Annotated in this window: 34 protein-coding genes; 33 read left to right on the forward strand and 1 reads right to left on the reverse strand. The window is 61.4% G+C overall.

What is annotated here, in order from left to right:
- Positions 1 to 60 precede the first annotated feature (60 nt).
- The 12 genes from tuf (at position 61) to AC5STI_RS15740 (ending at position 8,790) form a co-directional block, all read left to right on the forward strand.
- Positions 61 to 1,236 carry an elongation factor Tu gene (tuf, locus tag AC5STI_RS15685; RefSeq protein WP_475049259.1) on the forward strand — a complete coding sequence of 392 codons (1,176 nt, stop codon included), beginning with the start codon at positions 61 to 63 and terminating at the stop codon, positions 1,234 to 1,236.
- Positions 1,237 to 1,664: 428 nt separating this feature from the next.
- A complete protein-coding gene (gene rpsJ / locus AC5STI_RS15690) occupies positions 1,665 to 1,979 on the forward strand; it encodes a 30S ribosomal protein S10 (protein ID WP_019298501.1) in 315 nt (104 codons plus the stop codon).
- A gap of 18 nt (positions 1,980 to 1,997) precedes the next feature.
- A complete protein-coding gene (gene rplC, locus AC5STI_RS15695; protein ID WP_475049287.1) occupies positions 1,998 to 2,702 on the forward strand; it encodes a 50S ribosomal protein L3 in 705 nt (234 codons plus the stop codon).
- A complete protein-coding gene (rplD, locus tag AC5STI_RS15700; protein ID WP_475049289.1) occupies positions 2,699 to 3,316 on the forward strand; it encodes a 50S ribosomal protein L4 in 618 nt (205 codons plus the stop codon). The genes rplC and rplD overlap by 4 nt, the downstream gene beginning before the upstream one ends.
- Positions 3,313 to 3,609, forward strand: a complete 297-nt coding sequence (locus AC5STI_RS15705; RefSeq protein WP_420676236.1) for a 50S ribosomal protein L23 — start codon at positions 3,313 to 3,315, stop codon at positions 3,607 to 3,609. The genes rplD and AC5STI_RS15705 overlap by 4 nt, the downstream gene beginning before the upstream one ends.
- Before the next feature lie 1,116 nt (positions 3,610 to 4,725).
- Positions 4,726 to 5,262 carry a hypothetical protein gene (locus AC5STI_RS15710; RefSeq protein WP_495447316.1) on the forward strand — a complete coding sequence of 179 codons (537 nt, stop codon included), beginning with the start codon at positions 4,726 to 4,728 and terminating at the stop codon, positions 5,260 to 5,262.
- 267 nt (positions 5,263 to 5,529) lie between these two features.
- Positions 5,530 to 6,372, forward strand: a complete 843-nt coding sequence (rplB, locus tag AC5STI_RS15715; RefSeq protein ID WP_019297986.1) for a 50S ribosomal protein L2 — start codon at positions 5,530 to 5,532, stop codon at positions 6,370 to 6,372.
- A 3-nt stretch (positions 6,373 to 6,375) separates the two neighbouring features.
- Positions 6,376 to 6,654, forward strand: coding sequence for a 30S ribosomal protein S19 (gene rpsS, locus AC5STI_RS15720; RefSeq protein ID WP_008554066.1), 279 nt, complete (start codon positions 6,376 to 6,378; stop codon positions 6,652 to 6,654).
- Positions 6,655 to 6,657: 3 nt separating this feature from the next.
- Entirely contained in the window at positions 6,658 to 7,038 is a 381-nt protein-coding gene (rplV, locus tag AC5STI_RS15725) for a 50S ribosomal protein L22 (RefSeq protein WP_008557868.1), read from the forward strand.
- Complete coding sequence (gene rpsC / locus AC5STI_RS15730) at positions 7,038 to 7,748, forward strand: 30S ribosomal protein S3 (protein ID WP_058285585.1); 711 nt, start codon at positions 7,038 to 7,040, stop codon at positions 7,746 to 7,748. The genes rplV and rpsC overlap by 1 nt, the downstream gene beginning before the upstream one ends.
- A gap of 12 nt (positions 7,749 to 7,760) precedes the next feature.
- Entirely contained in the window at positions 7,761 to 8,174 is a 414-nt protein-coding gene (gene rplP / locus AC5STI_RS15735; protein WP_039125980.1) for a 50S ribosomal protein L16, read from the forward strand.
- Between the two features lie 283 nt (positions 8,175 to 8,457).
- Positions 8,458 to 8,790, forward strand: coding sequence for a hypothetical protein (locus AC5STI_RS15740; RefSeq protein WP_495447317.1), 333 nt, complete (start codon positions 8,458 to 8,460; stop codon positions 8,788 to 8,790).
- 255 nt (positions 8,791 to 9,045) lie between these two features.
- Here the strand turns inward: AC5STI_RS15740 and AC5STI_RS15745 are convergent, their stop codons facing one another.
- Positions 9,046 to 11,211: a methyl-accepting chemotaxis protein gene (locus AC5STI_RS15745; protein ID WP_495447318.1), complete on the reverse strand. Its 2,166-nt coding sequence runs from the start codon at positions 11,209 to 11,211 to the stop codon at positions 9,046 to 9,048.
- Between the two features lie 212 nt (positions 11,212 to 11,423).
- Between AC5STI_RS15745 and AC5STI_RS15750 the strand changes: the two genes are divergently transcribed.
- The 21 genes from AC5STI_RS15750 (at position 11,424) to rpsK (ending at position 23,749) form a co-directional block, all read left to right on the forward strand.
- A complete protein-coding gene (locus tag AC5STI_RS15750) occupies positions 11,424 to 12,044 on the forward strand; it encodes a 2OG-Fe(II) oxygenase family protein (RefSeq protein WP_490398855.1) in 621 nt (206 codons plus the stop codon).
- 58 nt (positions 12,045 to 12,102) lie between these two features.
- Positions 12,103 to 12,897 carry an FkbM family methyltransferase gene (locus AC5STI_RS15755; RefSeq protein WP_495447319.1) on the forward strand — a complete coding sequence of 265 codons (795 nt, stop codon included), beginning with the start codon at positions 12,103 to 12,105 and terminating at the stop codon, positions 12,895 to 12,897.
- A gap of 217 nt (positions 12,898 to 13,114) precedes the next feature.
- Positions 13,115 to 13,315: a 50S ribosomal protein L29 gene (gene rpmC, locus AC5STI_RS15760; protein ID WP_008554543.1), complete on the forward strand. Its 201-nt coding sequence runs from the start codon at positions 13,115 to 13,117 to the stop codon at positions 13,313 to 13,315.
- 11 nt (positions 13,316 to 13,326) lie between these two features.
- A complete protein-coding gene (gene rpsQ, locus AC5STI_RS15765) occupies positions 13,327 to 13,557 on the forward strand; it encodes a 30S ribosomal protein S17 (RefSeq protein ID WP_475049303.1) in 231 nt (76 codons plus the stop codon).
- Positions 13,558 to 13,656: 99 nt separating this feature from the next.
- Positions 13,657 to 14,025, forward strand: coding sequence for a 50S ribosomal protein L14 (rplN, locus tag AC5STI_RS15770; RefSeq protein ID WP_005621870.1), 369 nt, complete (start codon positions 13,657 to 13,659; stop codon positions 14,023 to 14,025).
- A gap of 2 nt (positions 14,026 to 14,027) precedes the next feature.
- Positions 14,028 to 14,333 (forward strand): 50S ribosomal protein L24, encoded by a 306-nt coding sequence (gene rplX / locus AC5STI_RS15775; protein ID WP_027235538.1) that lies wholly within the window; start codon positions 14,028 to 14,030, stop codon positions 14,331 to 14,333.
- The gene (gene rplE, locus AC5STI_RS15780) at positions 14,333 to 14,896 is read left to right on the forward strand and encodes a 50S ribosomal protein L5 (protein WP_036797266.1); all 564 of its coding nucleotides are present in this window, start codon (positions 14,333 to 14,335) and stop codon (positions 14,894 to 14,896) included. The genes rplX and rplE overlap by 1 nt, the downstream gene beginning before the upstream one ends.
- Positions 14,897 to 14,915: 19 nt before the next feature.
- Positions 14,916 to 15,221, forward strand: a complete 306-nt coding sequence (gene rpsN / locus AC5STI_RS15785) for a 30S ribosomal protein S14 (protein WP_027235536.1) — start codon at positions 14,916 to 14,918, stop codon at positions 15,219 to 15,221.
- Positions 15,222 to 15,234: 13 nt separating this feature from the next.
- Entirely contained in the window at positions 15,235 to 15,627 is a 393-nt protein-coding gene (gene rpsH / locus AC5STI_RS15790) for a 30S ribosomal protein S8 (RefSeq protein ID WP_008554600.1), read from the forward strand.
- A gap of 12 nt (positions 15,628 to 15,639) precedes the next feature.
- Positions 15,640 to 16,173 (forward strand): 50S ribosomal protein L6, encoded by a 534-nt coding sequence (gene rplF / locus AC5STI_RS15795; protein ID WP_475049305.1) that lies wholly within the window; start codon positions 15,640 to 15,642, stop codon positions 16,171 to 16,173.
- Positions 16,174 to 16,184: 11 nt separating this feature from the next.
- Positions 16,185 to 16,544 (forward strand): 50S ribosomal protein L18, encoded by a 360-nt coding sequence (gene rplR, locus AC5STI_RS15800; protein WP_027235533.1) that lies wholly within the window; start codon positions 16,185 to 16,187, stop codon positions 16,542 to 16,544.
- Positions 16,545 to 16,675: 131 nt separating this feature from the next.
- Positions 16,676 to 17,245 (forward strand): 30S ribosomal protein S5, encoded by a 570-nt coding sequence (rpsE, locus tag AC5STI_RS15805; RefSeq protein ID WP_027235532.1) that lies wholly within the window; start codon positions 16,676 to 16,678, stop codon positions 17,243 to 17,245.
- Positions 17,246 to 17,258: 13 nt separating this feature from the next.
- The gene (gene rpmD / locus AC5STI_RS15810) at positions 17,259 to 17,447 is read left to right on the forward strand and encodes a 50S ribosomal protein L30 (RefSeq protein ID WP_019298002.1); all 189 of its coding nucleotides are present in this window, start codon (positions 17,259 to 17,261) and stop codon (positions 17,445 to 17,447) included.
- Positions 17,448 to 17,625: 178 nt separating this feature from the next.
- A complete protein-coding gene (locus AC5STI_RS15815) occupies positions 17,626 to 18,552 on the forward strand; it encodes a hypothetical protein (RefSeq protein ID WP_495447320.1) in 927 nt (308 codons plus the stop codon).
- Between the two features lie 266 nt (positions 18,553 to 18,818).
- Positions 18,819 to 19,031, forward strand: a complete 213-nt coding sequence (locus AC5STI_RS15820; RefSeq protein ID WP_475049310.1) for a DUF1127 domain-containing protein — start codon at positions 18,819 to 18,821, stop codon at positions 19,029 to 19,031.
- A gap of 264 nt (positions 19,032 to 19,295) precedes the next feature.
- The gene (locus tag AC5STI_RS15825; RefSeq protein WP_475049311.1) at positions 19,296 to 19,511 is read left to right on the forward strand and encodes a DUF1127 domain-containing protein; all 216 of its coding nucleotides are present in this window, start codon (positions 19,296 to 19,298) and stop codon (positions 19,509 to 19,511) included.
- Between the two features lie 573 nt (positions 19,512 to 20,084).
- Positions 20,085 to 20,555: a 50S ribosomal protein L15 gene (rplO, locus tag AC5STI_RS15830; protein ID WP_475049316.1), complete on the forward strand. Its 471-nt coding sequence runs from the start codon at positions 20,085 to 20,087 to the stop codon at positions 20,553 to 20,555.
- A 110-nt stretch (positions 20,556 to 20,665) separates the two neighbouring features.
- Entirely contained in the window at positions 20,666 to 22,030 is a 1,365-nt protein-coding gene (gene secY / locus AC5STI_RS15835) for a preprotein translocase subunit SecY (protein ID WP_475049318.1), read from the forward strand.
- Positions 22,027 to 22,674 carry an adenylate kinase gene (locus tag AC5STI_RS15840; protein ID WP_421056217.1) on the forward strand — a complete coding sequence of 216 codons (648 nt, stop codon included), beginning with the start codon at positions 22,027 to 22,029 and terminating at the stop codon, positions 22,672 to 22,674. Before secY ends, AC5STI_RS15840 begins: the two co-directional genes overlap by 4 nt.
- Before the next feature lie 302 nt (positions 22,675 to 22,976).
- A complete protein-coding gene (rpsM, locus tag AC5STI_RS15845; protein ID WP_008557298.1) occupies positions 22,977 to 23,345 on the forward strand; it encodes a 30S ribosomal protein S13 in 369 nt (122 codons plus the stop codon).
- Between the two features lie 14 nt (positions 23,346 to 23,359).
- Positions 23,360 to 23,749, forward strand: a complete 390-nt coding sequence (gene rpsK / locus AC5STI_RS15850) for a 30S ribosomal protein S11 (protein ID WP_027235523.1) — start codon at positions 23,360 to 23,362, stop codon at positions 23,747 to 23,749.
- Positions 23,750 to 23,754: the final 5 nt, after the last annotated feature.

Below are 23,754 nucleotides of genomic sequence, written 5' to 3' on the forward strand. Positions count from 1 at the left end.
TCAAGAAATTGAGGGGTTCGCAATCCGCGCGGGCCCCTCTCGAAACAAAAGGAGGCCATCATGGCTAAGGAAAAGTTTGAACGTAATAAACCGCACGTCAACATCGGCACCGTCGGCCACGTTGACCACGGCAAAACCACGCTGACCGCAGCGATCACCAAGTACTTCGGCGACTTCAAAGCCTACGACCAGATCGACGGCGCGCCGGAAGAAAAAGCCCGCGGCATCACCATCTCCACCGCCCACGTGGAATATGAAACCGACGCGCGCCACTATGCCCACGTCGACTGCCCCGGCCACGCCGACTACGTCAAGAACATGATCACCGGTGCCGCTCAGATGGACGGCGCGATCCTGGTGGTGAACGCTGCTGACGGCCCGATGCCGCAGACCCGCGAGCACATCCTGCTGGCGCGTCAGGTTGGCGTGCCTGCCCTGGTCGTGTTCATGAACAAAGTGGACCAGGTCGACGACGAAGAGCTGCTGGAGCTGGTGGAAATGGAAATCCGCGAGCTGCTGTCCTCCTACGAGTTCCCGGGCGACGATATTCCGATCATCGCAGGCTCCGCGCTGGCGGCGATGGAAGGCCGTGACCCGGAAATCGGCGAAAACAAGATCAAAGAGCTGATGGCGGCCGTGGACGAATACATCCCGACCCCCGAGCGTGCGGTTGACCAGCCGTTCCTGATGCCGATCGAAGACGTGTTCTCGATCTCCGGCCGCGGCACCGTTGTGACCGGCCGTGTGGAGCGCGGTGTGATCAACGTTGGCGACGAAATCGAAATCGTCGGCATCAAAGACACTTCGAAAACCACCTGCACCGGTGTGGAAATGTTCCGCAAGCTGCTGGACCGCGGTGAAGCCGGCGACAACATCGGCGCCCTGCTGCGCGGTGTGGACCGTGAATCCGTTGAGCGCGGCCAGGTGCTGTGCAAGCCGGGTTCCGTGACCCCGCACACCAAGTTCGAAGCCGAAGCCTACATCCTGACCAAGGAAGAAGGCGGCCGCCACACCCCGTTCTTCGCGAACTACCGTCCGCAGTTCTACTTCCGCACCACCGACGTGACCGGCACCGTGACCCTGCCGGAAGGCACCGAGATGGTGATGCCGGGCGACAACCTGAAGTTCGCGGTTGAGCTGATCGCCCCGATCGCGATGGAAGACGGCCTGCGCTTCGCCATCCGCGAAGGCGGCCGCACCGTCGGCGCCGGCGTTGTGTCCAAAATCATCGAGTAATCAGGTCTCCTGATTGATCGACGGAAAGGCCGCCTTTGGGCGGCCTTTTTTGCTGTGCCGCCGCCGGAAACCGGCGCGGTTTCCGGTCATGAATAACCGGCCTTTCATGACCGCCTTTGGGTTCGAAGAACGGCGTAACGACGTTGGGCGCTTGGAAAATTTCCAACTGAGCCGAACCCAGTGCATCGGCGGATCGCCCGTCCTTAGCGAACTCTTCGCACACCCAAACAAACCTCAAACGCACCGTCCTCCGCAAACGCAACTGTTTCGCGGCGAAACCCCTTGCCACAGGGGCCCGCAGGGCGTATAGGGCGCGAGTTCGCTGATGCGAATGGAGGCGGGATGATTCCCGCCTTTTGGGTTCGATGAGGGATTGCGGTGAGCGCAGGCCCTCCTCTCAACCCCAACGCCTAGAATAAGGCTATACGATGCAAAGCCAAAACATCCGTATCCGGCTGAAGGCATTTGACTACCGCGTGCTGGATGCCAGCACCCAGGAAATCGTCAACACTGCCAAGCGGACCGGCGCGCAAGTGCGCGGCCCGATCCCGATGCCGAACAAGATCGAGAAATTCACTGTTCTGCGTGGCCCCCACGTTGACAAGAAATCCCGCGATCAGTTCGAGATCCGCACTCACAAGCGTCTTCTCGACATCGTCGACCCGACCCCGCAGACCGTGGACGCGCTGATGAAGCTCGACCTGGCCGCCGGCGTTGACGTCGAAATCAAGCTGCAGTCGTAAGATCGGAGGGTATAGATTATGCGTTCCGGTATTATCGCAAAGAAAGTCGGCATGACCCGGCTGTTCATGGAAGACGGCAAGCAGATCCCTGTGACCGTTCTGTCGCTGGACGGCCTGCAGGTCGTTGCACAGCGCACCGAGGAAAAAGACGGCTACACCGCCGTTCAGCTGGGTGCAGGCGCGGCCAAGGCAAAGCGCACTTCGCAAGCCATGCGCGGTGTCTTCGCAGCAGCCAAGGTTGAACCCAAGCGCAAGCTGGTCGAATTCCGCGTTCCCGCGGACGGCCTGATCGAAGTCGGCGCCGAAATCTCGGCCGAACACTTCCTGGCTGGCCAGAAAGTGGACGTGACCGGCACCTCGATCGGTAAGGGTTTCGCCGGTGCCATGAAGCGGCACAACTTCGGCGGCCTGCGCGCCTCGCACGGTGTGTCGATCTCGCACCGTTCGCACGGTTCGACCGGTCAGTGTCAGGACCCGGGCAAGGTCTTCAAAGGCAAGAAGATGGCCGGCCACATGGGCGCAGCCCGCGTGACCACCCAGAACCTGGAAGTGGTGAAAACCGACGCCGAGCGCGGCCTGGTCTTCATCAAGGGCGCCGTTCCGGGCCCGAAATCCGGCTGGGTGACCGTCAAGGATGCCGTGAAGAAGAAAGCTCCCGAGGGTCTGCCGTTCCCGGCCGCTCTGAAAACTGCGGAAGCATCCGCGGAAGGTGGTGAAGCATGAAACTTGACGTGATCAAACTCGACGGCGGCAAGGCTGGCGACATCGAGCTGTCCGAAGACCTGTTCGGCCTGGAGCCGCGTGCGGACATCCTGCACCGCGTGGTCCGCTGGCAGCGCAACAACGCGCAGCAGGGCACCCACAAGGTGAAGACCCGCTCCGAGACCTCCTACTCGACCAAGAAGATCTACCGCCAGAAGGGCACCGGCGGCGCACGCCACGGTGACCGCAACGCGCCGATCTTCCGCAAGGGTGGTATCTACAAGGGTCCCGTTGTCCGGTCGCACGGCCACGAGCTGACCAAGAAGTTCCGCAAGCTGGGCCTGCGCCACGCGCTGTCCGCAAAAGCAAAAGCGGGCGAGCTGGTCATCATCGAGGACGCAGCAGCTGAGGGCAAGACCGCCGCTCTGGCCAAGCAGGTGAAGAACCTGGGCTGGAAACGCGCTCTGGTCATCGACGGCGCTTCGGTCAACGAAGGCTTCCTGCAAGCGTCGCGCAACATCGAAGGTCTGGACATCCTGCCGACCATCGGTGCCAACGTCTATGACATCCTGAAGCGTGACACCCTGGTGATCACCAAAGCAGGTGTCGAAGCACTGGAGGCTCGCCTGAAATGAGCGCGAAAGCAGAACACTACGACGTGATCCGCAAGCCGATCATCACCGAAAAATCCACCATGGCGTCCGAAAACGGCGCAGTGGTGTTCGAAGTGGCAATCGACTCCAACAAGCCGATGATCAAAGAAGCTGTCGAAGCGCTCTTTGGCGTCAAGGTGAAAGCGGTCAACACCACCGTCACCAAGGGTAAGGTGAAGCGTTTCCGCGGCCAGATGGGCCGCCGCAAGGACGTGAAAAAAGCCTATGTGACCCTGGAAGAAGGCAACACCATCGACGTGTCCACCGGACTCTGAGATTTGTGTCTTTGACAAGATTGAGAGGCCCTCGCGCAAGCGGGGGCCTTTTTCGTTGGGGCAGTGGTGTCGGGCATGGCGAAGTCCTTGAGGAAGCTTTGCCCTGAGGTATAGCCGCTGCCAGTTAAGATCCGCGAAGCCCTGCGTACGCACCTCACGCAACAGCCTTCAATGCGCTGAGCTGCGATCTTGCTCCAAGGCGCGGAATCAAGGCCGCAGGCCGCCGCGCCAGCGTCATGCTGGGAGCATGCCTCTGGCATGACCCGCCCCCATGGGGCGGCGCTTTGGCTGGTGTTCTGTGTGTCGGTGAGGTTGTACGGATTTGGCCGGTATAAACTGCCAAACGCCACGTTGAGAGCGCCACCCCGCGGGACGGCGCTGGCGCGGCAATCGTCACTTGCCTTTTTGATGAGAATTGCTTCTCTGGTCGCAGCTTGATGTTGGTCCATGGAGTTTTCGATTTGATTTTCTTATCCGACATTCCCACTATCCATACAGCCAAGGCCAATGTGGATGAGCATGCGGTATTGAATTTCCTGCACCTCCCTCACCAAAGGCTTGATATGGAAGTTCGAGCCGAAGAAAGCAGTGAGCTAAACGTCGAGTTGAGGTATCGCAATTAACTCGGCAGTATGCAGCGGTCGAATTGGTCAGATTGGCGGGTGGCTGGAAATTTCCGTCAATCTCCAAAGTTCTGCTGGGAGCCGGGCAAAAGGAAACTCATGGAGAGGCACCCGCGGCGTGTTCTTTCGGAGTATAAACTTTTTCTAAAGGGGGCTTTGTCTCTCAAATTCCGGCAAGTGTCTCCGCTTGTTGTTGTGGTGGATATCGGGTGCTCTGCAAAAGAGGGCGAGGCAAGCGGTAGTGACCCGTCTTTGGTTAAAGGCTAGGCGTGAGATTTACAGTGCGCGCCTGGATACGTGGAGGAGTGAACGGCCGCCGGTCCAATTGCCAAAATGCAGTGTGCTTGATAACTGGCGCACGGGTCGCCAGAACTTCCCCTGATAATTATCTAAACGGTGGGAGGGATGATCTCTTGCAGCGGTTTTGAAGTTAGTCTCGGCTGGTTGTTCGTGTCGCGATGCAGTTGGCAAGTTTGCTTGGAGAAATTTTAGGATGAGAAAGTTGAAGTCGGCACTTCTTTGTTCTTTGATCTGTGCCTTGAGTGGGTGTGGTGCAACCACCTCCGGTTCAGTGGGGCGGTCCGTGGTCATTGGTGGAGCGAATGTCACTTGGAAGGACTATCAAAAGCTCTCTGGACAGGAGTTTGATACCCTCTCTTTTGCGCCTGGTGAGAGTGTGTACCTGTTCACAGCATTTACAGGAGCTAGTGTCGATTTGGGGGGCGGAAAAAGTGCCTCTTCGCTGTCAGACTGTGTTCGGCACTCCTCATCTTATGCTGCAACAGTGCCCGTGGTGAACCACGGGAAACTCAACGCTTGCAAAGCTCGGCTGGCAGCCGCCAGAGAGCAAAAGAACCAGCGGAGTTTTCCGGAATTTCTTTCCTTAGCTGAACGAGCGGTAGAGCAAGAAGGAAGTTGTAGCTGGGAAGGTTACGATCGCTCATTTGATCAAGGTGTCCGAGCGTTGACGTCTGCCGCGCGTTTTGACGACGAAGGGCTTTTCTTCGCCAAAATGACATGCGCCAATTAGCCAATCGGGACATCTAGTGACAGTCGAATGCTTCGGCTCTCGTTTTGGGGCAAAGGAGCCGAAGCCACTAGACTCCCCCAAACACCTCTGCTATTGCGCACCAATCCTGCAGACCCCGGATTCGTTCCGGGGTCGTTACGTTTGTCAGGATGTTCGAACCTGGGGACCTTCGGGGCCCTATAACTCAGGCACCTACGGGGGCCTTAAACATAGCTGGGCCAAAGACAAGAACCTAAGGCCTGGCACGCTAAACGGAAGACAGAAAGCATGGCACTCAAGTCGTATAAACCGACGACGCCGGGCCAGCGTGGGCTGGTTCTGATCGACCGTTCGGAGCTTTGGAAAGGGCGTCCGGTCAAATCCCTCACTGAGGGCCTGACCAAATCGGGCGGCCGGAACAACACCGGACGGATCACTGCACGCCGCCGTGGCGGCGGCGCAAAGCGCCTCTACCGGATCGTTGACTTCAAACGGAACAAATTTGATGTAGCGGCCACCGTTGAGCGGATCGAATACGACCCGAACCGGACCGCATTCATCGCGCTGATCAAATACGAAGACGGCGAACAAGCCTACATCCTGGCGCCGCAGCGTCTGGCTGTCGGCGACAAGGTCGTCGCGTCTGCAAAAGCCGACATCAAGCCGGGCAACGCAATGCCGTTCTCGGGCATGCCGATCGGTACCATCGTTCACAACATCGAAATGAAGCCCGGCAAAGGCGGCCAGATCGCCCGTGCAGCCGGTACCTATGCTCAGTTCGTTGGCCGTGACGGCGGTTACGCTCAGATCCGCCTGTCCTCGGGCGAACTGCGCCTGGTCCGTCAGGAATGCATGGCCACCGTCGGTGCCGTGTCGAACCCGGACAACTCGAACCAGAACTTCGGTAAAGCCGGCCGTATGCGCCACAAGGGCAAGCGTCCTTCCGTGCGTGGTGTCGTGATGAACCCGATCGACCACCCCCACGGCGGTGGTGAAGGCCGGACCTCCGGTGGCCGCCACCCGGTGACCCCCTGGGGCAAGCCGACCAAGGGCAAACGGACCCGCAACAAAAACAAGGCGTCGCAGAAGCTTATCGTCCGCTCGCGCCACGCCAAGAAGAAAGGCCGCTAATCCATGGCACGTTCCGTATGGAAGGGCCCCTTCGTTGATGCTTACGTCCTGAAGAAGGCCGAAGCAGCGCGTGAATCGGGCCGCAATGAAGTGATCAAGATCTGGTCGCGCCGTTCCACCATCCTGCCGCAGTTCGTCGGCCTGACCTTTGGTGTGTACAACGGCCAGAAGCATATCCCCGTCAACGTCTCGGAAGACATGATCGGTCAGAAGTTCGGTGAATACTCGCCGACCCGCACCTATTATGGCCACGCCGCAGACAAAAAAGCGAAGCGGAAGTAAGTCATGGGCAAGGAAAAGAACCCCCGCCGCGTGGCAGACAACGAAGCAATGGCAAAACTGCGCATGCTCCGTACCTCCCCGCAGAAACTGAACCTGGTGGCTCAGATGATCCGCGGCAAGAAAGTCGAGAAGGCGCTGACCGACCTGACTTTCTCCAACAAGCGGATTGCGCAGGACGTGAAGAAATGTCTTCAGTCCGCCATCGCGAATGCTGAAAACAACCACAACCTGGATGTCGATGAGCTGATCGTCGCCGAGGCATGGGTTGGCAAGAACCTGACCATGAAGCGCGGCCGTCCGCGTGCCCGTGGCCGGTTCGGCAAAATCCTGAAGCCGTTCGCGGAGATCACCATCAAGGTGCGTCAAGTTGAGGAGCAAGCCTAATGGGTCAGAAAGTCAATCCGATCGGCATGCGCCTTCAGGTGAACCGCACCTGGGACAGCCGCTGGTACGCCGACACCAAAGACTATGGTGATCTGCTGCTCGAGGACATCAAAATCCGCGAGTTCATCAAGGAAGAGTGCAAGCAGGCAGGCGTTGCGCGCGTGATCATCGAGCGCCCGCACAAGAAATGCCGCGTCACCATCCACACCGCACGTCCGGGCGTCATCATCGGCAAGAAAGGCGCGGACATCGAAGTCCTGCGCAAGAAGCTGGCCAAGATGACCGACTCCGAGCTGCACCTCAACATCGTTGAAGTGCGCAAGCCGGAACTGGACGCTCAGCTGGTCGGCGAGTCGATCGCACAGCAGCTGGAGCGCCGTGTGTCCTTCCGCCGCGCAATGAAGCGGGCCGTGCAGAACGCCATGCGCATGGGCGCCCTGGGTATCCGGGTGAACGTGGCTGGCCGTCTGGGCGGTGCGGAAATCGCGCGTACCGAATGGTACCGTGAAGGCCGCGTGCCGCTGCACACCCTGCGTGCCGACATCGATTACGCACACTCCGAAGCGATGACCCCCTACGGGATCATCGGGATCAAGGTCTGGATCTTCAAAGGCGAGATCATGGAGCACGATCCTTCGGCGCGTGACCGTAAAGCACAAGAAATCCAGGACGGCCCTGCACCCCGTGGTGCTGGTGGCGGCCGTCGCTAAGGAGGATTTGAGATGCTTCAGCCAAAGCGCACTAAATTCCGCAAGATGCACAAGGGCCGGATCCACGGCCTGGCAAAAGGCGGCTCGGACCTGAACTTCGGCACCTATGGCCTGAAGGCAACCACCCCTGAGCGTGTGACTGCACGCCAGATCGAGGCTGCCCGCCGTGCCATGACCCGCCACATGAAGCGTCAGGGCCGTGTCTGGATCCGTATCTTCCCGGACACTCCGGTGACCTCGAAGCCGACCGAAGTCCGTATGGGTAAAGGTAAAGGCTCCGTGGACTACTGGGCAGCCAAGGTTAAGCCTGGCCGCGTGATGTTCGAGATCGACGGCGTCAGCGATGAAATCGCCCGCGAGGCCCTGCGCCTGGCGGCGATGAAGCTGCCGGTCAAGACCCGCGTCGTGGTCCGCGAAGACTGGTAAGCCCTGCTGCTTCCGTGAAATTCAAGCCCCCGCCGGGAGACCGGCGGGGGCTTTTCCGTTTGCTGAATGCCGGCCTTTGCACCGGCGGCAAGCCGCGGCCGGGCCGCCGGGAGAAGTAGGTCGCATTTTACGAGGTTTTGATTTCTTAAGGACCTGTTCACCAATTGCTTCAATCCTGAGCCCAGAGGTTGTGCTGTCAGGTGCCTGCTCCTTGAAGGAGGGCCGCGGGTCGGAAACCCGCCAGGACAGCGTGTTTGTTTAGTAATGAATGGAGTGCTCAGCGATGCGAATGATGGTTCCTGCCGCCCTGCTTGTTTCTCTGTCCGCTTGCGCAGCGGTAGAGACAGACCCTAACGATCTTTCCAATATGTTCGGCCCCGCAACCAACTACCGCAACCCGGTAGCGCAGCGGGAGATGGCGCAAAGTTTCCTGCCGCAGGAAACCGTGTCGCGCAGCGGCCATTCCGCGCATTGGACCTCGCCGAACGGCTGCACCTATTCACGCACCCAGGCGCCCGGGCGTGCACCGGTCTGGTATCTGGTTCAGAACCCGCACCACGTCGGGATGCCGAATGCGCACCGGGACTGCGCGATTACCGTGGTAGACGGCTACTAAGAAAGCCCGGCACGAGAGCCTGCCTGCCTGGCCTGCGCAGCAGTCCGCCAGGCGCGGCACCCGGGGGCAGGCCCAAAGGCTCCGGTACTGGCCGCGCCCTGAAGGCGGGCCCGGCGCCATCCCCGACAGGCCAAAATCCCGGATAGGACAAAGCCCCTGCAAGTTTCCTTGCAGGGGCTTTTTCAGTTGGCGTGCCGGATAAGGGGAGGGCGGCATTGCTGCACCAGCCCGTTGCGGCCGGTGCAGCGGCACCGTTCACGCCGCCTGTGCAGCGTCCGCCCGGCCAGGTTCCGCGGCTGGCGCTGCGGGCGCGGCAGGCTCAAGGCGGAAGCCGGCTATCGCGCGCGCCAGGCTTGCGGCCTCGTCCCGCAGCATCTGGCCGGCCGCCGCGGTTTCCTCAAGCATTGCAGCGCTGCGCTGGGAATCCTTGTCCAGCGCCTCCAGCGCCACATTCACCTCGGAAATGCCGTTGGCCTGCTCGGTCGTGTTCTCGGCGATCTCGTTCACCTTCTCCGCAGCCTGGGTAACGGTCTGAAGGATTGCAACCAGCGCCTCGCCGGCCTCATCCACCAGTTCCACCCCGCCGGTGACTTCGCTCTGGCTGCTGCTGATCAGCGTGCTGATCTCCTTGGCCGCGTCCGAAGACCGCTGCGCCAGCGCCCGCACCTCAGAGGCGACAACCGCAAACCCGCGCCCGGCTTCGCCCGCACGGGCGGCCTCCACCCCGGCGTTGAGCGCCAGCAGGTTGGTCTGGAAGGCCACGTCGTCGATCAGGCCGGTGATCTTGGAGATCGCGTCCGAGGATTCCTTGATGCGCTGCATGGCGGAGACGGTCTTGTCGGCAACCTCCCGGGTGGCTTCCGCCTTGGTCTGGGCGTCGTTGACGAACTGGCGGGCGTCCTGCGCGCTGCTGGCGGTATCGTGGACCGTGTCGCGGACGATCTGCAACGCGGCGGAGGTCTCTTCCAGCGCTGCGGCGGAGGATTCGCCGCGTTGCGACGCGTCGGCGACGGCGGAGGAAATCTCCTGCGAGGTGTTGTTCAGCATGTCGCCGCTGCCCGCCAGCTGCCGGACCACGGTTTCCAAGCTGCCGGCCAGGTTGTCGATCGCCCCGGCGATGTTCTTGAAAACGCCCTTCTGGCCCGCAGGCATCCGCTGGGTCAGGTCGCCCTCGGCGATGGCGTCCAGCACCCGCAGCACGTCGCCCAGGCCCTTCTCGGCCACTTCGCCGATGGTGTTGACGCCCTGGCCCAGGCCGCTGTCGCGGCCGCCGCCACTGGTCGCGATGCGGCGCGAGAAGTCCCCTTCGCCGCAGGCTGCGATGACTTCGGAAATCTCCCCGTTCAGCTGCTGTTTGGCGGCCTCCGCCTTGCGGAACTCACCAGCTGCATTGGCAATAGCAGCGATTTCACGGATGCTTGTTTTCGGGATTTCCGGGCTGAAGTCGTTCTGCATCATCTTCTTCAGAACGGTGTCAGTCTGTTTGAGCGGCCGGGCGATGCTGCGCGCCAGCAGCAATGCCACTGCCACGAAGAGGATGGAGCCGCCAATGCCGGCCCGCAGTGCGTTGGTCTGAGCCTCTGCGCTGACGGTCTTGCCCCGGGTGCGCACCTGGTCAAGCAGGCCGCGAACGTCCGTGTGGACGGCAGCCAGCAGCGGCTCGGCGTTGGCGTAGTGGCCGGAAACCTCTTTGCGCAGCTGTTTTTCCTTCAGCGATTCCTCCACATAGGCCGCAAAGGACTTCTGATAGACATCCATCAGCCCCAGGATCTCTTTCTGCTGGGCCGCGCTGTCGTAGAAGCTGGCCGGGAAGGCGCGGAACTCTTCCACCCGGGCGTTCAGGCGGTCCAGGTACTTTGGCGCCTGGCGCATGATAAAGTCCTTCTCGTGCCGCCGCATCATCAGCATCTTCACCTGCATGACCGGCTGATCCAGCTCCTTCAGCGTTCCTTCGGCATTCTTGACGGCCTTGCGCAGCTGCCCTTCCAGGCCGCTGTTTTCATCCAGCCCCAGCCGCTTGTTGCTGCCGGCCAGCGCGATGAAGCTGGCGTCGTAAGCCTCGATCGACGCGCCGATCTGGTTCAGTTGCTTTACCGATGCTGACAGTTCCGCGACCTCTGGCATTTGCCGGGTCAGCGATGCATAGGTCGCCTTGATCCGATCCATCGTTTCCGCGTGGCGGATGGAGTATTTCTCGTCGCGGCGCAGCAGGAAATCCTTTTCTGCGCGGCGGGCCATGAGGAACTCGAGCTCGATTTCATCGAGGCTCAGATAAATCTCTTCAATTCCGGCGACGCGCTGTTGCATGTCGTCGCGCACACCGTGCGAATAGAGCAGGAGGCTGACCAGGGCGGCCATTAAGCCGCCGGCCAAAACGATGATCGAGAGGATAGCAGTACTGACGGTAAATCTTGGTTTCATGTGACCTGGACCATTTCACTGAGACATCATTCTGGAGTTTTTTTGATCCACGATGACGGCCAATCGTTAAATCAGCGTGATATTTGGCGTTCCAATTTTCATTATTCGAACAAATTCGCGGTCCCGGGCTGCGCCAAGGGGGTGCTGCGCAACCGGATCCGGACCCGCGGCAGGGTCTCGCGCTTGCCAGCGGTCTGCGGTATGACGCGGACATGGCCCAGATTGAATCGCTCTTTGTGACCCGTCTCTACCGCGCGCAGCTGTCCGAATTCGGACCCAAGGTTGATGCGCAGGAACTGGAAAACTCCTGCCTTGTCATCGCTGGCGATGACGATGCCGGACAGGACTGGTGCGAGGAGAACGGCTATCCCGGTTATACCTCCTATGCCTCGCTGACGGATCTGCCTTGGCGGTTCCCGATCTTTGCCGACCTGGTGAAGTCGCTGGATCAGCACGTCGCTGCCTTTGCCAAGGATCTGGAGTTTGACCTGGACGGACGCGAGCTGAAGCTGGAGGATCTGTGGATCAACATTCTGCCTGAGGGCGGCACCCACTCCAGCCACTTGCACCCGCATTCGGTGATATCCGGCACCACCTATGTGTCGATGCCGGACGGTGCCAGCGCGCTCAAGCTGGAGGATCCGCGCTCTGCCCGGATGATGGCGGCGCCCACCCGCACCAAGGACGCGCGGCGCGAATTGCAGCCCTTCATCTACATGAAGCCGGACGTGGGCGATGTGCTGCTGTGGGAAAGCTGGCTGCGCCACGAAGTGCCGATGAACATGGCTGAGGACGAGCGGATCTCGGTCAGCTTCAATTACAAGTGGGAGTGAACCCCGTTCGCCGCTCCTGGCAAGGCGATTGTCTGACACCAACCGACTGGAACCCCAAATGCATCCCAAGATCCGACGCGCGCTTCATGCAATCGGCCTCCACGTAAGCAGTGCGTCCAAGTACAAGGCGTTGCAGAACGCGCTGGAGGAAAGCCGCCGCAAGGCTGCTGAGGGCGAAGCCTTGCGGGATTTCCTGCTGGCCAATCTCAACGGCACAAGCGCAGGCTGGGAGTCTCAGGCCAGCCAGGATGTCTTCGCTCTGGTTGCCAACGGGTTCAAGCGGGGCGGGTATTTCGTCGAGTTCGGGGCCACCAACGGCAAATCCATCAGCAACACGTATACGCTGGAAAAGGAGTTCGGCTGGACCGGTATCGTGGCTGAGCCCGCGAAGTGCTGGCACGAGGATCTGCGCCGGAACCGGTCCTGCGAGGTCGAGTTCGACTGCGTCTGGAAGGAAACCGGGGCCGAGCTGGAGTTCAAGGAAACCGGCGCGGCGGAGCTGTCGACGATTTCAGACTTCAGCGAAGCCGACCTGCACTCCCGAAGCCGCCGCAAGGCCATAAGCTATCCGGTCAAGACCGTCTCGCTGCTGGATATGCTCGACCGCCACGGCGCCCCTCGGGAGATTGATTTCATGTCGGTTGATACCGAGGGCAGCGAACTGGACATTCTGCAGGCGTTCGATTTCAGCAAGTACCGGTTCAACGCCATCACGGTGGAGCATAATTACACTGAGCAGAGGGTCGCGATCCGGGCGCTGCTGGAGCAGAACGGCTACAGGAACGTGGCCGCCGGGGCGTCCGGCTATGACGACTGGTTTGTGCCGGCCGGCAGCCCGCTGAAAACCGGCTGAAGGGCCGGGGCCGCAGCCGCCGGCGGGGCGGCCAATCTTTCGCTTGCCCCCGCACCCTGTCTCCTTTATAGGGACCCATCGCTTGTCCCCAATCCGTCTCGGATCCGGGCCAAGTGATTCTTTTTTCCGCGCTTTACGGCGCGGTTTGACATAACCCACCAGGTTGCAAGGTGACCCGTCAGGGGCCTTCTGGTGCTTTGGACAAGGAACAAAGGCGATGAACGCCAATGATCTGCGCGAGAAGACCGTGGATGAACTCCGCGATATGCTCGCATCCCTGAAAAAAGAGAGCTTCAACCTGCGCTTTCAGCAGGCAACCGGTCAGCTGGAAAACACTGCCGGCATCAAAGCGGCCCGCCGCAACGCTGCCAAAGTGAAGACCATCCTGAACGAAAAAGCTGCAGCAGCAGCCGAATAAGGAGCGACACAATGCCCAAACGTATCCTGCAAGGCGTTGTGACCAGCGACGCAAACGCCCAGACCGTCACCGTCTCGGTTGAACGCCGCTTCACGCACCCGGTTCTGAAGAAAACCGTCCGTAAGTCCAAGAAATACCGGGCTCACGACGAAAAGAACGCTTTCAAGGTCGGCGACACTGTCCGCATCATCGAATGCGCGCCGAAATCGAAAACGAAACGCTGGGAAGTTCTGGAAGCCTAAGAGTCTCATCCGAGACTCCTGGCGGCTAGACTTAACAGTCAGTCGAAACCCTGGGGGATACCAGCACGCATCGCTGCCCCATAGGTCGGGAGAAACCACATGATCCAGATGCAAACAAATCTGGATGTAGCTGACAACTCCGGCGCACGCCGAGTTCAGTGCATCAAGGTTCTGGGTGGCTCCAAGCGTAAATACGCATCCGTAGGCGACATCATCGTTGTCTCGGTCAAGGAAGCCATCCCGCGCGGCCGCGTGAAAAAAGGCGACGTCCGTAAGGCCGTTGTCGTGCGCACCGCCAAAGAAGTCCGCCGCGAAGACGGCACCGCGATCCGTTTTGACCGGAACGCAGCCGTTATCCTGAACAACAACAACGAGCCGGTCGGTACCCGTATCTTTGGCCCGGTTGTTCGTGAACTGCGCGCGAAGAACTTCATGAAGATCATCTCGCTGGCTCCGGAGGTGCTGTAATCATGGCTGCTAAACTCCGCAAAGGCGACAAGGTCGTCGTGCTGGCCGGCAAGGACAAGGGCAAGGAAGGCACCATCGCCTCCGTTGACCCGAAAGCCGGCAAAGCCGTTGTCGAAGGCGTGAACATGGCGATCCGCCACACCCGCCAGACCCAGAACAGCCAGGGCGGCCGTCTGCCCAAGGCACTGCCGATCGACCTGTCGAACCTGGCACTGCTGGACAGCAACGGCAAAGCAACCCGCGTCGGCTTCCGCGAGGAAGACGGCAAGAAGGTGCGCTTCGCCAAGACCACCGGGGAGACTGTCTGATGCTTGACGCTGCAACCTACACCCCGCGCCTGAAGACCCTCTACAAAGAGACCATCCGTGGCGCTCTGAAAGAGGAATTCGGCTACAAGAACGACATGATGCTCCCCAAGCTGGAGAAAATCGTTCTGAACATCGGCTGTGGCCGCGCTGCTGTCAAAGACAGCAAGAAAGCCAAATCCGCTCAGGCCGACCTGACCCTCATCGCGGGCCAGAAAGCTCTGACCACCGTGGCCAAGAACTCCATCGCCGGCTTCCGCGTTCGCGAAGGCATGCCGATGGGCGCCAAGGTGACCCTTCGCGGCGACCGGATGTACGAATTCCTGGATCGTCTGATCACCATCGCGATGCCCCGTATCCGCGACTTCCGCGGCGTTTCGGGCACCTCGTTTGACGGCCGCGGCAACTATGCCATGGGCCTGAAAGAGCACATCGTGTTCCCGGAAATCGATTTCGACAAGATCGATGAGCCCTGGGGCATGGACATCGTGATCGCCACCACCGCGAAAACCGACGCGGAAGCAAAGGCGCTGTTGAAAGCTTTCAACATGCCCTTCAACAGCTAAGCGCGGGAAGGAAGAGACCATGGCTAAGAAAAGCATGATCGAACGCGAGAAGAAGCGCGAGCGCCTGGTGGCAAAATACGCCGCAAAGCGTGCCGAGCTGAAAGAAATCGCAAACGACGAATCCCGCCCGATGGAAGAGCGCTTCAAGGCGCGTCTGAAACTGGCGAAACTGCCGCGCAACTCGGCTCCGAGCCGTTTGCACAACCGCTGCCAGCTGACCGGCCGTCCGCACGCTTACTACCGTAAGCTGAAGATCAGCCGTATCGCGCTGCGCGAGCTGGGGTCTGCTGGCCAGATCCCCGGCCTGGTGAAATCGAGCTGGTAAGGGAGAGAGTGGTATGAACGATCCTATCGGCGATATGCTCACCCGTATCCGTAACTCTCAGATGCGCGGCAAATCCACCGTCATGACCCCGGCTTCCAAGCTGCGGGCATGGGTGCTGGACGTGCTGGCGGACGAGGGCTACATCCGCGGTTATGAGAAAACCACTGGTGAAAATGGCCACCCGGCCATCGAAATCAGCCTGAAATACTTCGACGGCGAACCTGTCATTCGCGAGCTCAAGCGGGTCTCCAAGCCCGGCCGCCGCGTTTACATGGGCGTCAATGACATCCCGTCGGTCCGTCAGGGCCTGGGCGTGTCGATTGTCTCCACCCCCAAGGGTGTGATGTCGGACGCAAACGCACGCGCAGCCAACGTTGGCGGCGAAGTGCTTTGCACCGTCTTCTAAGGAGGCCTCGCAATGTCCCGTATTGGTAAGAAACCGGTCGAACTGCCCAGCGGCGTATCCGCCTCTGTGTCCGGCCAGACCATCGAAGTGAAAGGCCCGAAAGGCGCCCGCACCTTCACCGCGACTGACGACGTCACCCTGTCGGTCAACGACAATGTTGTCACCATCGAGCCGCGCGGCAAGTCCAAGCGTGCCCGTCAGCAGTGGGGCATGTCCCGCACTCAGGTGGCCAACCTCGTGACCGGCGTGACCCAGGGCTTCAAGAAAGAACTGGAGATCCAGGGTGTGGGTTACCGGGCTCAGATGCAGGGCAACACCCTGAAGCTGAACCTGGGCTACAGCCACGATGTCGACTTCGTTGCTCCGGAAGGTATCACCATTACCGCGCCGAAGCAGACCGAAATCGTTGTGGAAGGTATCGACCAGCAGCAGGTGGGCGAAGTAGCGGCGAAAATCCGCGACTGGCGCCGTCCCGAGCCGTACAAAGGCAAGGGCATCCGCTACAAGGGCGAGTTCATCTTCCGCAAGGAAGGCAAGAAGAAGTAAGGACCAGCAAAATGGCAAACAGCAAACGTACCCTGTTTCTGAAGCGCCGGCTGCGCGTCCGGAACAAGCTTCGCAAAGTGAACGCAGGCCGTCCGCGTCTGTCCGTGCACCGTTCGAACAAGAACATCTCTGTTCAGCTGATCGACGACCTGCGCGGCGTGACCGTGGCGTCCGCTTCGACCCTGGAAAAAGATCTGGGCGTTGTCGGCAAGAACAACGTCGAAGCAGCGGCCAAGGTTGGTGCAGCGATCGCCGAGCGCGCAAAAGCGGCTGGCGTGACCGAAGCCTACTTCGACCGCGGCGGCTTCCTGTTCCACGGCAAGGTGAAGGCTCTGGCCGACGCTGCGCGTGAAGGCGGCCTGAAGATCTAAATCCCATGCGGGCGGCCTCCCGGGGCTGCCCCGATGATCCGGGAGACCGGCCTCCGGGCCGGTTCTCACCAAGGATTGATAGAACAGGCGCCCCGTGCTTTGAGCAACGCGCCCTATGAAAGGAATGCCTGATGGCAGAACGTGAAAACCGCCGCGGCCCGCGCCGCGACCGTGAAGAAACACCGGAATTCGCAGATCGTCTGGTCGCGATCAACCGCGTGTCGAAAACCGTCAAGGGCGGTAAGCGCTTTGGCTTCGCAGCCCTGGTTGTCGTTGGCGACCAGAAAGGCCGCGTCGGCTTTGGCAAGGGCAAGGCGAAAGAAGTGCCCGAGGCGATCCGCAAGGCGACCGAGCAGGCGAAGCGTCAGATGATCCGTGTGCCGCTGAAAGAAGGCCGCACCCTGCACCACGACATGGCCGGCCGTCACGGCGCAGGCAAAGTTGTGATGCGCACCGCACCGGAAGGTACCGGTATCATCGCGGGCGGCCCGATGCGTGCCGTGTTCGAGATGCTGGGCATCAAGGACGTGGTCTCCAAGTCGATCGGTTCGCAGAACCCCTACAACATGATCCGCGCCACCCTGAACGGCCTGCAGAAAGAGCAGAGCCCGCGTTCGGTGGCTCAGCGCCGCGGCAAAAAAGTTGCTGACATCCTGCCCAAGCGGGACGACGCACCGGCAGCTGCCGAAGCTGAAGCGTAAGGAGTAGAGAGACATGGCAAAAACCATCGTCGTCAAGCAGATCGGCTCGCCGATCCGCCGCCCCGCCAAACAGCGCGCAACCCTGGTTGGCCTGGGCCTGAACAAGATGCACAAGACCCGCGAGCTGGAGGACACCCCCTCCGTGCGCGGCATGGTCAACTCGATCCCGCACCTGGTTCAGATCATCGAAGAGCGCGGCTAAGCCCTTTTCGGTATCAGACTTTGGAAAACGCCCCCGGTTCTGCCGGGGGCGTTTTTCGTTTCGCGGGCGCCGCGTCAGGTCCCGATTGTCCGGACTGAGGCGACGCGGACGTGTTGTGCCGCGGCCTTTGCATGGTATGCGTTTGCAGATGCGTTCTGGCAAAGGCAGCGAACCCGCAATGACAGACCCGACCCGCGATGCCCCGAGGACACCCGCCCGCACCGTCTTTGCCCTGATGGCGGGCCTTCTGTTTCTGCTCAACGGTGTCCTTGGCCTGTCCGGGCGCAGCGATTGGAACCCGCTTGCCACTGTCTCAGAGCAGACAGCGGAGACCATCGCGGCCTCAGCGGTGACAGTTTACGTTTCGCTCCGGGCGATCAACGCGGCGCTGTCCACGGCGCAGGAGATCGAGGTGGGCGCATCGGTTGTCGGGCAGGCGAGCCTGCAGCCGCTGAAGGTGCTGGAACCCGTTGACGACACGGTGGAGCGCGTGGCCGATGCCGTGTTCCTCGTTGCGGCCGGCGCCGCGCTTGCCGCCGTTGGTCTGGCGCCGGTGGTGTCGGTCGGCCTCGTCGTTCTCGGCGCCGCGCTGCTGGGCCGGATCGCCCTCGGCCGCAGTCCGGCGTTCGCCCGAACAGTGAAACCGCTTTGCGATAAGGGGATCACCCTTGGCATCGCGGTGGGCTTTGCCATCCCTGCAGTGTTTGTGCTGGCTGTGCGGGTCGGGGAGCAAGCCACTGCAGCGCAGATGAGCACTGCCATGGCAGAACTTGATGCCGTCGCGCAGAAGGCGAATTTCCTCATCGGCGCGGAGGCGGATGAGGCGGCGGCGGTGTCTCCGGCAGAGGAGGGGGATGCAGGGGTGTTTGGCTGGCTGAGCAGCCGGATCAGCGAAGCCGGCGACAGCGTAAGCGATGTTTTTGAGCAGAGCGGCCGGTATCTGGAGGCCGCCCAGGTCTTCGTGGAGGAAGCCGATACGATTCTCCGCGCATCCCTGACAATAATCGGCATCTTTACGCTCCGGATGCTTGTGCTGCCGGTCTTCCTGCTTTGGGGGGCGTTGTCGCTGCTGAAGGCCGTCCTGCGTCCCGCGTCCGGCGGGTGACGCCCTCAATGCCTCTCGCGTGACCGATGCCAGGCCTGCATCCCAGGCCGGGACAGGCTGCGGATACTCCCATTCAATGACCAAGGTTTGCGCCGGGGCAGGGCGGCTATCCGGCCCTAACGATCCCTTGCAGCGCGTGCATATCGGCTTGCCGGTTGCGTCAGTTGTTGGAATCGGGCGGTGCGCCTATCTCGGGCCTGTCACAGAAAAGACCAAACAACGGACCGCCGGGAATAGGCCCGGCCCAAGAGACAAGGAACATCAAGATGGCACATGTTATCACCGCCGCCCCGTCGCTCAGCCTGACCGCCCGCATCCGCCGCACTGTCGACGGCGTGCTGGAAGCTTGGGCGCTGCACCGCGAATACCAGCGCACCTACAACGAGCTGGACGGCCTGAGCGATCACGAGCTGGCAGATATCGGCGTGCGCCGCAGCGATATCGCCGACATCGTGCAGCAGCACGTATACGGCAAGTAATTCTCCCGCTCCGGGCTTCTCTCCTCCTCCTCCTCCTTCAAGCCCGGGCCAAAGCGCTCCTGCCCTCGCGAGCGGGGGCGTTTTCTTTTGCCGGGTCTTCAAATTTCCTCACGCGATTGTGCTATGCGGGCGCTGCATAGCCGCCAGACCAAAGCAGCCGTTGCGCCGGTTCCGGGCCATCCCTATTTCCCGTTCACCTCAGACGAACAGATAAAGCTACGCGCCGGGAACACGTTCCGGCACCGCAGCGAAGGAACAAGAACAATGGCTTATTCAACTCTAACCGCGCCTGCCTCTGCAGGCATTCCCGCCCGTCTGCGCGGCATCGCCGCCGGCCTGATCCAGAACTGGAAGCTGCGCCGCGAGTACCAGCGCACCGTGCGTGAGCTGCGCGCGCTGTCCAGCCGTGATCTGGCGGACATCGGCCTCAGCCGCTGCGCCATCCCCGGCGCCGCCCGCGAGCACGTCTACGGCAAGTGATCTCCCTGGCCGGCTGCGGATCCTCCTCCCTCTCCAAAGCCCGGCCCCAAAGCGCCCCTGCCAACCCGGCGGGGGCGTTTTTGTTTTTCAGGCTCAGCGCCCCGCCCGGCCGCAAGGCCGGGGTGTACTGGCCGTTGCGCACCCGCCGTACGCACCGCGCACCGGAATTAAACCCGTCTCTGGCAGGATCATCCCCGGTCATGATCACCCGCCGGGCCTGACACCCCCGGCACCTGGAACTGGGCTCCGGCGTGGCACCCGGAGCGCGTGAATGCGTTTTCGCATGGGGGCAACCCCATCCCATCTCCACCCCGGCGGCGCCGCCACCCTTTAACGGACGGCCAGCAGCGGAACGGAAACAGAGACAGACGGCAGGACACGCAACCGGCAGGGCAGGGGCCTTGGCGGGTGTTCCCGTGCGCAATTGGATATGCCTATCCCGCGGGGCTTGATCCCGTCCCCCATCAGGTCTATAGGCACCCGGTGGCGTTCTGCGCCACGGAATCACCAATCAAGAAACGCCGCGGTCGGGCCATCACGCTTCGGGGCCCGCATCCGGCAAGGAGAAGCGACATGAAACTTCACGAACTGCGCGACAATCCCGGCGCCGCCAAGAAACGCACCCGTGTGGCCCGTGGCCCGGGTTCCGGCAAAGGCAAAATGGGCGGCCGTGGTATCAAAGGCCAGAAATCCCGTTCGGGCGTCTCGATCAATGGCTACGAAGGCGGCCAGATGCCGCTGTACCAGCGTCTGCCCAAGCGCGGCTTCAACAAGCCGAACCGCAAGGCATACGCCGTTGTGAACCTGGGCCTGATCCAGAAGTTCATCGATGCAGGCAAGCTGGACGCCGCCTCCATCGACGAGGATTCGCTGGTTGCATCCGGCCTGGTGCGCCGCAAGCTGGACGGCATCCGCGTCCTGGCCAAAGGCGAACTGACCGCCAAAGCCACCATCTCGGTCACCGGCGCGTCGAAGGCCGCTGTTGAGGCCGTTGAAAAAGCTGGCGGCGCTCTGACTGTGGCAACTGCAGCCGCCGCAGAGTAACGGCTTGTGAGCGGCGCCAATGCCGCTTACATAGTCCTAAGTTTTCCTAGAACGCCGCCCGAGCCGGAAAACGGTTCCGGGCGGCGTTTCGCTAAAGAAGAGACCTTTTCATGGTATCAGCAGCAGAACAAATGGCGGCGAACACCAGCTGGGCTGCCCTTGGCAAGGCCACGGATCTGCGCAACCGCATCCTGTTCACCATCGGCCTTTTGATTGTCTACCGCCTGGGCACCTTCATTCCGGTTCCGGGAATCGACGCAGCCGCCCTGCGCCAGTTCATGGAGCAGGCAGGCCAGGGCATCGGCGGCATGGTGTCGATGTTCACCGGCGGCGCGCTTGGCCGGATGGGGATTTTTGCCCTCGGCATCATGCCCTATATCTCCGCCTCCATTATCGTTCAGCTTCTGACCTCGATGGTGCCTTCGCTTGAGCAGCTCAAGAAAGAGGGCGAGCAGGGCCGCAAGAAGATCAACCAGTACACCCGCTATGGCACCGTGGCGCTGGCGACCGCGCAGGCCTACGGCCTGGCCGTGTCGCTGGAGCAGGGCGACCTGGCGACCGATCCGGGCATGTATTTCCGCATGGCCTGCATGATCACCCTGGTGGGCGGCACCATGTTCCTGATGTGGCTGGGCGAGCAGATCACCCAGCGCGGCATCGGCAACGGCATTTCGCTGATCATCTTTGTCGGCATCATCGCCGAGGTTCCGGCAGCGATTGCCCAGTTTTTCGCCTCCGGCCGCTCCGGCGCGATCAGCCCGGCCGTGATCATCGGCGTGATCCTGATGGTCGTCGCGGTGATCATGTTCGTGGTGTTCATGGAACGCGCGCTGCGCAAGATCCACATCCAGTACCCGCGCCGCCAGGTCGGCATGAAGGTCTATGACGGCGGCTCCTCGCATCTGCCGGTCAAGGTGAACCCGGCGGGCGTGATCCCGGCGATCTTCGCCTCCTCGCTGCTCTTGCTGCCGACCACCATCTCGGCGTTCTCCTCGGGTGCGGCGACCGGTCCGGTGATGTCCTGGCTGCTGGCGAACTTCGGCCCCGGCCAGCCGCTGTACCTGCTGTTCTTCGTCGTGATGATCGTGTTCTTCGCCTACTTCTACACCTTCAACGTCTCCTTCAAACCGGAGGACGTGGCGAACAACCTGAAGAACCAGAACGGCTTTGTCCCCGGCATCCGCCCCGGCAAGAAGACCGCTGAATACATCGAGTATGTGGTCAACCGCGTGCTGGTTCTGGGCTCGGCCTATCTGGCGCTGGTCTGCCTCCTGCCGGAGGTCCTCCGCGGCCAATTCGCCATCCCGGTTTATTTTGGCGGCACGTCCGTTCTGATTGTGGTATCCGTCACCATGGACACAATCCAGCAGGTGCAAAGCCACCTCCTCGCGCATCAGTATGAGGGCCTTATCGAGAAGAGCCAGCTGCGCGGGCGCAACAAGAAACGGACAAAACGGGGACCCTCTCGCCGATGACCAACATTATTCTCCTTGGCCCGCCGGGGGCGGGCAAAGGTACGCAGGCGCGCTACCTTGTGGAAAGCCGCGGCATGGTGCAGCTCAGCACTGGTGACATGCTGCGCGAGGCCCAGACCTCGGGCACCGAAATGGGCAAGAAGGTTGCCGCCATCATGGCCGAGGGCAAGCTGGTCACCGACCAGATCGTGATCGGCCTGATCCGCGAGAAGCTGCAAGGCGGCGCCGAGGGCGGCTTTATCTTCGACGGCTTCCCGCGCACCCTGGCCCAGGCCGATGCGCTGGCCAAGCTGCTGGAGGAGATGGATCTCAAGCTCGACGCGGTGATCGAGATGCAGGTCGATGACGAGGCGCTGGTCGCCCGCATCACCGGCCGCTCCACCTGCGGCGGCTGCGGCGAGGTCTACCACGACCAGACCAAGCCCTGGCCCGCGGACGGCAAATGCGCCAACTGCGGCTCCACCGAGGTCAAGCGCCGGGCGGATGACAATGAGGACAGCCTCAAGACCCGCCTGATGGAATACTACAAGAAGACCTCGCCGCTGATCGGCTACTACTATGCCAAGGGCAACCTGCAGCGCATCGACGGCCTCGCCTCAATCGACGAAGTGCGCCAGAACATGGCGTGGATCATGGGCGAGTGAGCCGCCGTCTACCGGATTGAAATGCCCCGTGCCCCGATGGCGCGGGGCATTTTCTGTTTTAAAGGCCGAAGGGGCAGGGGGCAGTGGCCAGGGGGGGGGCGTTTTCGCGGAACACGGGGTTGACCCCCGCGGCAATTCCACATAGGCAACCCCATCCCTTCTGGGAATGATTCCCGGCAGGCGGATTCGTCTGTCTGCCTTACCACCTCGAAATGCTGGACCCTCTGGCCACACTGCCACGGTCAAGTGTTGTGAAAAAAGGTTCCGGAACTACGGAACCGCAACGAAAAGGAAAGTGACACGTGGCACGTATTGCCGGCGTTAACATCCCGACTGCAAAGCGGGTTCCCATCGCCCTCACCTATATCACCGGTATCGGCAACACCTCGGCGAAAGCGATCTGCGACGCTGTGGGCATCGACCCGACCCGCCGTGTGAACGAACTCTCCGACGCTGAAGTCCTGGCCGTGCGCGAGCACATCGACGCCAACTACACCGTCGAAGGCGACCTGCGCCGTGAAGTTCAGATGAACATCAAGCGCCTGATGGACCTCGGCTGCTACCGTGGCCTGCGCCACCGCCGCAACCTGCCGGTCCGCGGTCAGCGTACCCATACCAACGCCCGCACCCGCAAGGGCCCGGCGAAGCCGATCGCCGGCAAGAAGAAGTAAGGGAGGCTTGATCAATGGCACGCGATAAATCCCGCATTAAGCGTAAAGAGCGCAAGAACATCGCCTCCGGCGTTGCTCACGTGAACTCTTCGTTCAACAACACCAAGATCCTGATCTCCGACGTGCAGGGCAACGCGATCTCCTGGTCGTCCGCCGGCACCATGGGCTTCAAAGGCTCGCGGAAATCGACCCCCTATGCCGCTCAGATGGCTGCAGAAGATGCAGGCAAGAAGGCACAGGAACACGGTGTTAAGACTCTGGAAGTCGAAGTTCAGGGCCCCGGTTCGGGCCGTGAATCGGCACTGCGCGCACTGGCCGCCGTCGGTTTCAACATCACCTCGATCCGTGATGTGACCCCGATCGCGCACAACGGCTGCCGCCCGCCGAAGCGCCGCCGCGTCTAATCGCA

The sequence above is a fragment of the Leisingera sp. CC-HEC096 genome, from assembly GCF_059429235.1.